Below are 12,031 nucleotides of genomic sequence, written 5' to 3'. Positions count from 1 at the left end.
CGTCAAACGTCGCGGCGCCGGCATCGCCCCGCTAGAATGCTGACTTCTCCTCCCCTGCCGGCCGCACGCTCCGCATGGAACTGAAATGGCTCGAAGACTTCGTTTCACTTGCGGAAACCCGCAGCTTTAGCCGTTCTGCGGAGTTGCGGCACGTCACGCAACCCGCGTTTTCACGCCGTATTCAGGCGCTCGAAGCGTGGCTCGGCACGGAACTGATCGATCGTTCGGTTTATCCGACGCGGCTCACGGCCGCGGGCCAGGTGTTCTACGAGCAGGCCTTGGCGATGCTCTCGCAGTTCCACGAAGCACGTACGCTGTTGCGCGGACACACGGCGACGCCTGCTGCGACGATCGAGTTCGCGGTGCCGCATACGCTCTCGCTCACGTACTTTCCGCGCTGGTTGCAACGCATCGAGGCGCAGTTAGGTCCCGTGCATACCCGCCTGCGCGCGCTTAACGTGCACGACGCGGTGCTCTCGCTGGTGGAAGGCGGCTGCGATCTGGTGATGGGCTACCATCATCCGAGCCAACCCGTAGCGCTTGACCCCGCGCGTTACGACATGCTCACGCTTGGCATCGAGCCGATCAGTCCGTTCTCCGCTCCGGGCCGTGCGGGTCGTCCGCGCTACACGTTGCCGGGCACACCTGACGAGCCAGCACCTTATCTGTCGTACACGCCGAACGCGTACCTTGGCCGCATGACGGAGGTGATCATCGCCAATGCGCCGACGCGTCTGTCGCTGGACCGTCTTTACGAAACCGACATGGCCGAGGGACTCAAGGCGATGGCGCTGGCTGGCCACGGCATTGCCTTTTTGCCGCATAGTGCGGTGGAAGATGCAGTTGCCGAGGGCAAGCTGATCCGCCTCGACCGTGCAACGCGCGGCACCGTGGAAGGACAGTTCACATTGACCATGGAAATTCGTCTGTATCGCGACAAGCTCGCGGTGCAGGGCGACGATGCGCGTCACGTGCTGGCGCGCAAGCTCTGGGACACGGTCACCGGCGAACTCGCTCAGGACGCGGTGTAAGCTCGCCGCAAGCCCATCACGTGCGCTATGTGCGGCGAGACGCTCGTCATTGCGACGGCGTATTGTTACGCTCTGCGCGACAGGTTTTTGCGGAATTTCAACGTTATGCATGAAAGACATAACGGGATGACCAAACGGCATTGGATTTCAAATTGGCGTTTTTCGACAATGTCGTCATTCGGTCAAAACGCTTGGAGCGTTCATGTCATCCCAACCGCAGTCCGCATCGTCGTTGCAATCCGTCCCGTCCTATCTGAATAGCGATAACCTCGGCCCTTGGGGCAACTATCTTCGCCAGGTCGACCGCGTCGCACCGTATCTCGGCTCGCTGTCGCGCTGGCTCGAAACCCTCAAGCGTCCGAAGCGCATTCTCATCGTCGACGTCCCTATCGAACTCGATAACGGCACCGTGGCTCACTTCGAAGGCTATCGCGTGCAGCACAACGTGTCGCGCGGTCCGGGTAAGGGTGGCGTGCGTTATCACCAGGACGTGACGCTGTCGGAAGTGATGGCACTGTCCGCGTGGATGTCGGTCAAGAACGCAGCTGTGAACGTGCCGTACGGCGGCGCCAAGGGGGGTATCCGTGTCGATCCGCGCACGCTCTCGCGTGGTGAGCTCGAGCGCGTCACGCGCCGCTATACCAGCGAAATCGGCATCATCATCGGACCGAATACCGACATCCCCGCGCCGGACGTGAACACGAACGAGCAGATCATGGCGTGGATGATGGACACGTACTCCATGAACCAGGGCCAAACGGCCACCGGCGTCGTGACCGGCAAGCCGATCGCACTCGGTGGTTCGCTGGGCCGTCGTGAAGCAACTGGGCGGGGTGTGTTCGTGGTCGCTGCGGAAGCGGCACGCCGTATCGGTGTCGATATTGAAGGCGCACGCATCGCCGTGCAGGGCTTCGGTAATGTGGGCGGCATCGCCGCACGCCTGTTCCAGGAAGCCGGCGCGAAGGTCGTGGCGGTGCAGGATCACACGGGCACGATCTTCAAATCGACGGGTATCGACGCCGTGGCGCTGTTTGCGTACGTGGCGAAGAATGGCGGCGTGGGTGGCTTCCCTGAAGCGGACACGATCGCGAACGAAGATTTCTGGACCGTTGAGTCGGACATCCTGATCCCGGCCGCTTTGGAAAACCAGATCACCGAGAAGAACGCCGGCAAGATCAGGACGAAGATCGTCGTGGAAGGTGCAAACGGCCCGACCACCACCGCGGCGGACGACATCCTGCACGACAAGGGCATCCTCGTGATCCCGGACGTGGTGGCGAATGCCGGTGGCGTGACCGTGTCGTACTTCGAATGGGTGCAGGATTTCTCAAGCTTCTTCTGGACCGAGGACGAGATCAACCAGCGTCTCGAACGCGTGATGCGCGAAGCGTTTGCCGCGGTGTGGCAAGTGTCGAGCGAGCAGAAGGTTTCGGTACGTACTGCAGCGTTTATCGTCGCCTGTAAGCGCATCCTCGAAGCACGCGAACTGCGTGGCCTGTATCCCTGATCGGACAGTATCCCTTTCCCCTGTCACGCGGCCGATGCACACGGCCGCGGGTCTCCTCGACGGGCGGCATCGTAATGATGCCGTCCGTTTTTTTGTTGATGCATTGCCCTGGCGCATGCAACCGGGTACGCCCGAAGGGCCTGGCAAGGTACCCTGTAATGCCTTGTGCTACAGGAATAGTGTCAATTCAATTACAGTTGAACAGATACGGTTCCTTGCCGGGCTTTGCAGGGGACCGGAGTAAGCTAGGCGCTCAAAGCGCTAGCTCTGGTCGAGAGGAGATCACCTATGAAGGTCAGGAAGGCTGCGCTGCTGGTCGCGACACTCGGACTGTTCGCAGGGGGCGCGCACGCTCAGGAGGCCGGTACATTAAAGAAGATCAAGGACACGGGCGTTATTTCTCTCGGGTACCGCGAATCGTCGATTCCGTTTTCGTACTACGACGAACAGCAGAACGTCATTGGTTACTCGCACGAATTCATGATGAAGATCGTGGACGCGGTCAAGCAGAAACTCAACACGCCTGACCTGAAGACCAAACTGACTCCGGTCACGCCGCAAAACCGCATCCCGCTGGTGCAGAACGGCACCGTCGACCTCGAATGCGGCTCGACCACCAACAACATGGAACGCGAGCAGCAGGTCACGTTTTCAAACACCATCTTCGTGATCGGAACCCGCCTGATGACCCGCAAGGATTCGGGCATCAAGGACTGGCTGGACCTCAAGGGCAAGACGGTTGTGACGACGGCCGGCACCACCTCCGAGCGGCTCTTGCGCAGGATGAACCAGGACAAGGGCATGGGGATGAACATCATCAGCGCGAAGGATCACGAGGAGGCGTTCCAGGCGCTCGCCAGCGGCCGCGCCTCCGCATTCATGATGGACGACGCGCTGCTCGCCGGTGAGCGCGCGAAGTCGGGCCATCCAGCTGAATTCGTGATCCTCGGCGCGCCGCAGTCGGAAGAAGCGTACGGCTGCATGATGCGCAAGAACGACCCCGAGTTCAAGAAAGTGGTGGACGGAGCAATTGCGAAGATAGAGACCTCGGGCGAGGCGGACCAGATCTACCAGAAATGGTTCGAATCGCCGATTCCACCCAAAGGCCTGAACCTGAACTTCCCCGAAAGCGACGCCATCAGGGCGCTTTTCAAAAGTCCGAACGACAAGCCTATCGACTAGCCGGGCATCCGTGCCGGGATGCCATCTCCCAGCCTTTTCCTTACGAACGCGAATATTGGCGACCGTGACGGCACGAATGTCGAAATGGTACTGTTCCCGGGTGCGCGTTATTCTGCGGTCCGTGGGACCGCGTCGAGCCTCGTCAAAGGTCTACAGAAAAAGGTTGCGAGATGATTTCTATCAAAGACGTTTCGAAGTGGTACGGTCAGTTCCAGGTACTGACCAACTGCTCGACGGAAGTCAAAAAGGGTGAAGTGGTGGTGGTGTGCGGCCCGTCGGGCTCGGGCAAGTCGACGCTGATCAAGACGGTCAACGGCCTCGAACCGTTCCAGAAAGGCGAGATCACCATTGACGGTCAATCGGTCGGCGACAAGAAGACCAATCTGTCGAAGCTGCGCGCGAAAGTCGGCATGGTGTTCCAGCATTTCGAACTGTTCCCGCATCTCTCGATCACAGAAAATCTGACGCTCGCGCAGATCAAGGTGCTGGGCCGCTCGAAGGACGAAGCGGCCGCGAAGGCGTTGAAGCTGCTGGAGCGTGTCGGACTGCGCGCGCATGCGGACAAGTTTCCGGGGCAATTGTCGGGCGGTCAGCAGCAGCGTGTGGCGATTGCCCGCGCGCTCTCAATGGACCCGATCGCGATGTTGTTCGACGAACCCACCTCGGCGCTCGACCCCGAGATGATCAACGAAGTGCTCGACGTGATGGTCGAGCTTGCGCAGGAAGGCATGACGATGATGTGCGTCACGCACGAAATGGGCTTCGCCAAGAAGGTCGCGCACCGCGTGATCTTCATGGACAAGGGCTTGATCGTCGAAGACGATCGTAAGGAGGACTTCTTTGCCAATCCGAAGTCGGATCGGGCGAAGGATTTTCTGGCGAAGATCCTGCACTGATGCGCTGAGCGCGAGCGCCGGTTAAACGGCTGTTCGTTTGGCTCAGGACTCGAAGGCTGCGGCGTCGTCCGCGGCTTCGACGTCGAGCGTGACGGATTCGAGCGATGGCGTGGGATGGATGGACGCAGTCGCCATCGCGGCCGAAGCCGACGCATCCAGCGCCGGATTGCGTAGCTTCTCGAGCACACACGGCGGTACCGGCACATTCACGCGGCCCACGACTTCGCCGTGCTGGAACATCAACAGATCGCCGGGCTTGAACGCGGTCCACACTTCATTGTCGGTCAGTGGCGCGGTGGCGATGACCGCGACGCGGTCTTCCGGCGTGGTGTACTTGGCGAAATCGATCGACACGTCCGCGTCGACCAGATGCGCGGTCGAGAACGGCCAGCGGCGCACGATGTAGTGCAGGTTGGTCGAGCAATGCGCGAACAACGCCTGTCCGTTGGACATCAAAAAGTTAAATACCCCGAACTGTGTAATCTCGCGCGTAAGCGTGCCGAGCGCTTCAAACAGTTCGTTGAGCGGAGGCTGCGTGCTCGGGAAAGCCTTACGCAATCCTTGCAGCAACGCGCAGAAGGCGAGTTCGCTGTCGGTGGTGCCGACCGGCTGGTAGACACCGGTCAGAAACGGCGAATAGTTATTCAGGTCGCCGTTGTGCGCGAAGATCCAGTGACGGCCCCACAGTTCGCGCATGAACGGGTGGCAGTTCTCCAGCTGGATATGGCCTTGCGTCGCTTTGCGAATATGCGCGATGGTGTTCTTCGATTTGATCGGGTAGCGCTTGACCATCTCGGCGATCGGCGAGGTGGCCGACGATTGATGGTCGATGAAGAGCCGGCAAGCCTTGTCTTCGAAGAAGGCGATGCCCCAGCCGTCCGCGTGATGATCCGTGACGCCGCCGCGCGCGGCAAAGCCGGTGAACGAGAACGTAACGTCCGTCGGCGCGGCGCAGTTCATTCCGAGGAGTTGGCACATAGTACTGAAGCGGAGCGTCTTAACGGGGTGAACCGTTACAATGATGATTTCCAAGCATATCACCGAGCCAGGCGCGTCAAATAGCTAAATTGATCTATGTATAGGCCGTAACTTGCGGTTTGTTCACGTCAATCCTGTTGCGCCGGGCAGGTCAACTTCACGCCATGACTGCCTCCTCAGCCTCTTCCGCTTCCCCCAATTCCCTGACGCTCGCCCGTCCCGACGACTGGCATCTGCATGTGCGCGACGGCGCCATGCTGGCAGCGGTCCTGCCGCACACCGCACGCCAGTTCGGCCGCGCGATCATCATGCCGAACCTGAAGCCGCCCGTGACGACCATGGCGATGGCGCAGGCCTATCGCGAGCGCATCGTCGCGGCGATTCCGGCCGGCGTGAAGTTCGAGCCGCTAATGACGCTGTACCTCACCGACAACACTCCGCCCGACGAGATTCGCCGCGCGCGTGAAAGCGGCTTCGTGCATGGTGTGAAGCTGTATCCGGCGGGTGCTACAACGAATTCGGATGCGGGCGTGACCGACATCATGAAGTGCGCGAAGACGCTCGAAGTCATGCAGGAAACCGGCATGCCGCTGCTGGTGCATGGCGAAGTGACGGATTCGTCGATTGATCTGTTTGACCGCGAGAAGGTGTTTATCGACCGGGTGATGACGCCGCTGCGCCGTGCGTTTCCGGCGCTGAAGGTGGTGTTCGAGCACATCACGACGAAAGACGCGGTGGACTACATCCGCGAGGCTGGCGTGGCGCCGGGGCTGCTGGGTGCGACGATTACCGCGCATCATCTGCTGTACAACCGCAACGCGATCTTCCAGGGCGGTATTCGTCCGCATTACTACTGTCTGCCGGTGCTCAAGCGTGAGACGCATCGCGTGGCGCTGGTTGAGGCGGCCACGTCGGGTAATCCGCGCTTTTTTCTCGGCACGGATAGCGCGCCGCATCCGAAGGGGCTGAAGGAGCATGCGTGCGGCTGTGCTGGATGCTATACGGCGCTGCATGCGCTTGAGCTGTATGCGGAAGCGTTCGATCAGGTTGGCGCGCTTGATAAGCTGGAAGGATTTGCCAGCTTTTTCGGCGCGGATTTCTACGGTTTGCCGCGTGCCAGCGAGCAGGTCACGCTGCGCCGTGAGCAATGGACGCTGCCGGCTGAGGTGGCAGTTGGCGATACGCCGGTTGTGCCGTTGCGCGGTGGGGAGCCGATTGGTTGGCGGTTGATTTAAGGTTGGGATGGGGACGGTGGTGACCGCACCCGCATCTGCACGCGCCGGTGCCAACGAGGCTGCGCAAGCCCGCAAACCGGGCTTCGCCGATATCGACTGGTCGCTGCCGTGGTTCGCTCAGTTTGCCGGACGTGGCGTGCGCTGGCAGCAGGCAGCGTTGATGAGCTACGCCGCGCTGCTCGCGGAAATGAATGCCGATGCGCAGCAGTCCGGCCAGACCACGGGCCGCGGTCAACGGCTCGCGTTCATCGCCCAGGACGACCTACCACCGGGCGGAGCTTACGAGGCGCATATCGCTTCGACCGGCTGCGTGCCGACTCGCCATAATCTGCATGATTTTTTCAACGCGTCGGTCTGGTTTGCGTTTCCTCGGACCAAGGCGGCGCTGAACACGCGGCAGTCCACAGCGATAGATTCGCTGGGCGTCGGTCCGACGCGCGGCGGCGTGCGGGACGCGCTGACCTTGTTCGACGAGAACGCACTGTTGTTCGCATGCGCCGACCCGGCGCTGAGCAGCGCACTGCGCGGCTTCGACTGGTCGACGCTATTGGTCGCCAACCGCACAGCGTGGAGCACGCGTTGCGAGGTGCGTTGCTTTGGCCACGCGCTGCTGGAGAAACTGATCGCGCCATATAAGGCGTGCACCGGCCACGCATGGATCGTCGACGTTCCGGCCGAGTATTTCTCCTGGCCGAGGGCGTCCCGCGATGCGTGGCTCGACGAGGCGATTAGCACGGCTCTGTTGTCCACCGAGGAACTGACGAGCCGTCTGTTCGCGCCGCTTCCGGTGCTGGGTATCCCCGGCTGGTGGCCCGAAAACGAAGCGCCATCTTTCTATGACGATCCCGCTGTGTTTCGCGCGGGGCGCCGGGTCCGGTAACCCAAAAAACCGCACGATCATCGATCCAGGCCGCGCTCAATCGGCTTCCTGCATGTCGAAATCGCCGCACGTCTGCTTCATCCGCTCAAAGCCGTCGCCACCACTAATGTTAAAATGCCGCCAGCAAAGCAGGCTAGGCAGTCGCGGCCTCTGCGGCTTCGGCCAACGAGGGCGAGGAAAGTCCGGACTCCATAGGGCAGGGTGATGGCTAACGGCCATCCGTGGCAACACGCGGAACAGGGCAACAGAAAGCAAACCGCCGATGGCCCGGCGCAAGCCGGGATCAGGTAAGGGTGAAACGGTGCGGTAAGAGCGCACCGCGGCTGCTGCGAGGCAGACCGGCACGGTAACCTCCACCCGGAGCAATTCCAAGTAGGCAGGCTAGCATCTTCGAGATGCAGGATGGGGCCCCCGTCACGTCTGCGGGTAGGAAGCTTGAGCGCGCCAGTAATGGCGCGTCTAGAGGAATGACTGCCACGCGCGCGGCGCTTCGGCGCGGCGTGTGCACAGAATCCGGCTTATCGGCCTGCTTTGCCGCTGAATAGAAAAATGCCGGTATCCGTGAGGATGCCGGCATTTCCTTTTGGTGCTCTTCGGTGCTTTGCGTTGTCGCCCGATTCAGCCCGCGACGATATCGAACGAGTGCGTCAGTTCAGCAGTCTTGGCGATCATGATCGACGCTGAGCAGTACTTGTCGTGCGACAGGTTGATCGCCCGTTCGACGGTGGCCGGATTCAGGTTCTTGCCGGTCACGGTGAAGTGAAAGTGAACCTTCGTGAACACCTTCGGATCTTCGCTGGCTCGCTCGGCTTTCAAGGTCACCGAGCATCCGGCGATTTCCTGGCGGCTCTTCTTCAGGATCATCACCACGTCGTACGCGGTGCAACCGCCGGTGCCGAGCAGCACCATTTCCATGGGCCGCGGGGCCAGATTGCGGCCGCCACCTTCGGGCGCGCCGTCCATGGCGACGAGGTGGCCGCTACCCGTTTCGGCGGCGAACGCCATGCCGTCTTGCCCCATCCAGCTTACTTTGCATTCCATCCCTGTACCCCAACTCGCATAACTTGTATTCGAAATGCCATTGTAGCCCGAGGCCTGCGCGTTCGCCCGAGGGCACTCGAGCACGCCTTTATGCTCGTTGGCACTTTGTGTGCTGCGGTGCGGCATGGTTCGGCGGTCGGGGATTGCCCTGATCCGGTTAGGGGTTTTACTCTACTTTTTCACACCGGAAACCGCGCCAGATTGAGGCTATATATTTGATCTTAAAGAAGATTGCAGGCTAGTTGAGGGGTCATGGCGACAACCACATTATGAAATCGCATTTCGCAATGCAAATATTCTTGCGTCGCACAAGGTCGGCTCATATAATCGTTTTCATTGGTTGCCGCAGTCAGACAACCTCCGCATGTCTCCTCCACCCTCCTCCTTTGGTGGATTAAACCCGAACCGCTCGTTCGGGTTTTTTTTCGCCTGCTCGCCGGTCGCCTCAAATTTTGACCTGAGGCCGGAATTTCCTTTATAATCCAAGGCTTTTCCGCATTCGTGCCCGCGGAGGAAGAACAGGGAGAGCCTGCACGCGCCTCGATGCGCACATTACAAGCAGGAAAAAAACACTGGGCGCAGAAATTATTTTTGGATCGATCATGAAGACATTTTCCGCAAAAGCCCATGAGGTTACGCGCGAATGGTACGTGATTGACGCGACGGATAAGGTTCTCGGGCGTGTCGCCAGCGAAGTGGCACACCGTCTTCGCGGCAAACACAAGCCAGAATTCACTCCGCACGTCGACACCGGTGATTTCATCATCGTTATCAACGCCGGCAAGCTCCGTGTGACGGGCAACAAGTCCACGGACAAGAAGTACTACCGTCACTCGGGTTACCCGGGCGGTATTTATGAAACGACGTTCGGCAAGATGCAGGAACGCTTCCCGGGCCGTGCGCTCGAGAAAGCGGTCAAAGGCATGCTGCCGAAGGGCCCGCTCGGCTACGCGATGATCAAGAAGCTGAAGGTCTACGCTGAAGCAACGCATCCGCATTCGGCACAACAGCCGAAAGCGCTCGAGATCTAAGGGGAGCCCACATGATCGGTAACTGGAATTACGGCACGGGCCGCCGCAAGAGCGCCACTGCACGTGTGTTCATCAAGGCAGGCAAGGGCGACATCGTTGTCAACGGCAAGCCCATCGCTGAGTACTTCTCGCGCGAAACGTCGCTGATGATCGTGCGTCAGCCGCTGGAACTCACGAACCACGCTGTCACGTTCGACATCAAGGTCAACGTGTCGGGTGGCGGTGAAACGGGTCAAGCCGGTGCGGTTCGCCACGGCATCACCCGCGCGCTGATGGACTATGACGCAACGCTGAAGCCGGAACTGTCGAAGGCTGGCTTCGTTACGCGTGACGCTCGTGAAGTCGAACGTAAGAAGGTCGGCTTCCACAAGGCACGTCGCAGGAAGCAATTCTCGAAGCGTTAATCGCTTCGGTGTGCTCTGGCCTTCGGGCCGGGTCACTGCAAAAGCCGCCGGCGCGTTTGCGTTGGCGGCTTTTTTCGTATCTGGGCGTCATGCGGGGGCGATCGCTGCGCCTCGGAGAGAACCCATTGATTTTGTGGGCTTCGGCACGATATTGAGATCAGCCCTACAATAGCGGTTAGAAGCTTTTTTGGAGAGTTCGAATGAACGCAGTCACCGACACCCCTGTGACCGAGATGCCTAGCCCCTTCGTTTTTACCGACGCAGCGGCTGACAAGGTCAAGCAGCTGATCGACGAAGAAGGCAACCCGGAGCTGAAACTGCGCGTATTCGTGCAGGGTGGCGGCTGCTCGGGCTTCCAGTATGGTTTTACGTTCGACGAAGCCGTCAACGAAGACGACACCGTGATGAACAAGAGCGGCGTCCAGCTGCTGATCGACTCGATGAGCTACCAGTATCTGGTTGGCGCTGAGATCGACTACAAGGACGATATCAACGGCGCCCAGTTCGTGATCAAGAATCCGAACGCCACGACTACCTGCGGTTGCGGTTCGTCGTTCTCGGTCTAAACGATCGAAAATTGCACTGGCGGTACACGGAAACGGGGCTTTTAAGCCCCGTTTTTATTTGCGTGTCCGCTGTCCGGTAGAGCCCTCAGCGCGGATAAATCGCGCCCAGTACCCGCTCGCCCGCAGCGCCCGTGACGGCCGCCAGGTTGCCCGGCTCGCGGGCCACGCAGCGCATCGCCAGCCACGCGAACGCCAGTGGTTCGACCTGGTGCGGCGGCACGCCGAGCGCCTCGGTCGTCAGAACAGGCACGCCACTCACGCCGGTTTCCTCCAGTGCGCCTTGAATCGCCTTCATCAAGACCGGGTTGCGTGCGCCTCCGCCACAGACGTAGACCGCGCGGACATCCGACGCATGCCGTTCGATCTCCCGCGCCACCGTAATAGCCGTCAGCGCAACGAGTGTGGCCTGCACGTCGGCGGGTGCGACGCCTGCGAAGCCCTGCAGTTTGGCGTCGAGCCACGCGGGGTTGAACAGATCGCGGCCGGTGCTTTTGGGCGGCTTTTGCTCGAAGAACGGTTCGTCGAGCAGCGCATGCAGTAACGGCCGGTGTACCTGTCCGCTTGCTGCAAAATGCCCGTTTTCGTCGTAAGGCTTGCCCAGGTGCCGTTGCGCCCATTCGTCGAGCAGCGCATTCGCCGGCCCGCAGTCGAAACCGCGCACGCTGCCGGCAGCGTTGAGAATCGTGATGTTGCTGATCCCGCCCAGGTTGCAGACCACGCGCGTTTCGCCCGGCGCCCCGAACACCGTTGCGTGAAAGGCCGGCACCAGAGGTGCGCCTTGACCGCCTGCGGCGACATCGCGGCTGCGAAAGTCAGCGATAACGTCGATGCGGGCCATTTCCGCCAGCAATGCCGGATTGTTGATCTGGCGTGTATAGCCCTTTTCGGGACGATGCCGCACGGTCTGACCGTGTACGCCGATCGCCCGCACGTCCGCGGCAGACAGATTGCCCGCGCGCAGCAATTCATGGCAGCAGACCGTGTACCGTGTGGCGAGCGCATTGGCCGCCAGCGCCTCGCGTTCGATCTCGTTCTCTCCCGGGTGCTGCAGACCGAACAGTGCCTGACGCAGGCTCTCCGCGAAGCCGACAAACGCCTCTGCAAGCACGACCGGCGGCTTGCCTTTGGCGAATTCGACGGCGATGCCATCCACGCCGTCCATGCTGGTACCCGACATCAGTCCGAGATAGACGCCGTCCGCCGTACTCTCTTGCGCCACGTTGCTGCTCCTGTCAGTTGTTGATTGCGAACCGTCTTCGCAGATTAGCAGCGCTCGCGCC

At 60.7% G+C, this 12,031-nt stretch carries 12 protein-coding genes, 1 other RNA gene and 1 pseudogene; 11 read left to right on the top strand and 3 right to left on the bottom strand.

Annotation, left to right across the window (positions count from 1 at the left end; translation table 11 throughout):
• Positions 1-74: 74 nt before the first annotated feature.
• The 5 genes and pseudogenes from P3T24_RS34465 to P3T24_RS34445 all read left to right on the top strand — a co-directional run bounded on the left by P3T24_RS34465 (position 75) and on the right by P3T24_RS34445 (position 4,616).
• Positions 75-1,031, top strand: a complete 957-nt coding sequence (locus P3T24_RS34465; protein ID WP_074262459.1) for a LysR family transcriptional regulator — start codon at positions 75-77, stop codon at positions 1,029-1,031.
• Between the two features lie 202 nt (positions 1,032-1,233).
• Positions 1,234-2,538 (top strand): Glu/Leu/Phe/Val family dehydrogenase, encoded by a 1,305-nt coding sequence (locus P3T24_RS34460; RefSeq protein WP_429441264.1) that lies wholly within the window; start codon positions 1,234-1,236, stop codon positions 2,536-2,538.
• Positions 2,539-2,826: 288 nt separating this feature from the next.
• Positions 2,827-3,720, top strand: a complete 894-nt coding sequence (locus P3T24_RS34455) for a glutamate/aspartate ABC transporter substrate-binding protein (RefSeq protein ID WP_074262457.1) — start codon at positions 2,827-2,829, stop codon at positions 3,718-3,720.
• A gap of 36 nt (positions 3,721-3,756) precedes the next feature.
• Positions 3,757-3,894, top strand: a pseudogene (locus P3T24_RS34450) (amino acid ABC transporter permease); the annotation flags it as partial.
• On the top strand, positions 3,891-4,616 hold the full coding sequence (locus tag P3T24_RS34445) for an amino acid ABC transporter ATP-binding protein (RefSeq protein ID WP_074262456.1): 726 nt from the start codon (positions 3,891-3,893) through the stop codon (positions 4,614-4,616). The pseudogene P3T24_RS34450 and the gene P3T24_RS34445, both read left to right, overlap by 4 nt.
• A gap of 42 nt (positions 4,617-4,658) precedes the next feature.
• Here the strand turns inward: P3T24_RS34445 and P3T24_RS34440 are convergent, their stop codons facing one another.
• Complete coding sequence (locus P3T24_RS34440) at positions 4,659-5,594, bottom strand: class II glutamine amidotransferase (RefSeq protein ID WP_074262455.1); 936 nt, start codon at positions 5,592-5,594, stop codon at positions 4,659-4,661.
• Between the two features lie 164 nt (positions 5,595-5,758).
• Between P3T24_RS34440 and pyrC the strand changes: the two genes are divergently transcribed.
• From pyrC to rnpB, 3 genes are all read left to right on the top strand, one after another.
• Positions 5,759-6,829, top strand: a complete 1,071-nt coding sequence (gene pyrC / locus P3T24_RS34435) for a dihydroorotase (RefSeq protein WP_429441263.1) — start codon at positions 5,759-5,761, stop codon at positions 6,827-6,829.
• A gap of 7 nt (positions 6,830-6,836) precedes the next feature.
• A complete protein-coding gene (locus P3T24_RS34430; RefSeq protein ID WP_429441261.1) occupies positions 6,837-7,709 on the top strand; it encodes a DUF3025 domain-containing protein in 873 nt (290 codons plus the stop codon).
• A gap of 125 nt (positions 7,710-7,834) precedes the next feature.
• Positions 7,835-8,246, top strand: an RNA gene (gene rnpB / locus P3T24_RS34425) — RNase P RNA component class A.
• Positions 8,247-8,327: 81 nt separating this feature from the next.
• Here rnpB and P3T24_RS34420 read toward each other — a convergent pair.
• On the bottom strand, positions 8,328-8,750 hold the full coding sequence (locus P3T24_RS34420) for an OsmC family protein (RefSeq protein WP_074265838.1): 423 nt from the start codon (positions 8,748-8,750) through the stop codon (positions 8,328-8,330).
• Positions 8,751-9,352: 602 nt separating this feature from the next.
• On the opposite strand from P3T24_RS34420, the gene rplM reads away from it, so the two are divergent.
• From rplM to erpA, 3 genes are all read left to right on the top strand, one after another.
• Positions 9,353-9,781, top strand: coding sequence for a 50S ribosomal protein L13 (rplM, locus tag P3T24_RS34415; RefSeq protein ID WP_074262452.1), 429 nt, complete (start codon positions 9,353-9,355; stop codon positions 9,779-9,781).
• 11 nt (positions 9,782-9,792) lie between these two features.
• Positions 9,793-10,185: a 30S ribosomal protein S9 gene (gene rpsI / locus P3T24_RS34410; protein WP_074262451.1), complete on the top strand. Its 393-nt coding sequence runs from the start codon at positions 9,793-9,795 to the stop codon at positions 10,183-10,185.
• 200 nt (positions 10,186-10,385) lie between these two features.
• Positions 10,386-10,751 (top strand): iron-sulfur cluster insertion protein ErpA, encoded by a 366-nt coding sequence (gene erpA, locus P3T24_RS34405; RefSeq protein WP_074262450.1) that lies wholly within the window; start codon positions 10,386-10,388, stop codon positions 10,749-10,751.
• A gap of 85 nt (positions 10,752-10,836) precedes the next feature.
• On the opposite strand, the gene P3T24_RS34400 is transcribed toward erpA, so the two are convergent.
• Entirely contained in the window at positions 10,837-11,970 is a 1,134-nt protein-coding gene (locus P3T24_RS34400; RefSeq protein ID WP_429441259.1) for an anhydro-N-acetylmuramic acid kinase, read from the bottom strand.
• Between the last annotated feature and the right edge of the window lie 61 nt (positions 11,971-12,031).

Source organism: Paraburkholderia sp. GAS33, from assembly GCF_050436645.1.
GTDB lineage: Bacteria > Pseudomonadota > Gammaproteobacteria > Burkholderiales > Burkholderiaceae > Paraburkholderia > Paraburkholderia phenazinium_B.
The sequence above is the reverse complement of the archived record's forward strand: the minus strand, read 5'-3'. Positions and strand labels throughout refer to the sequence as shown.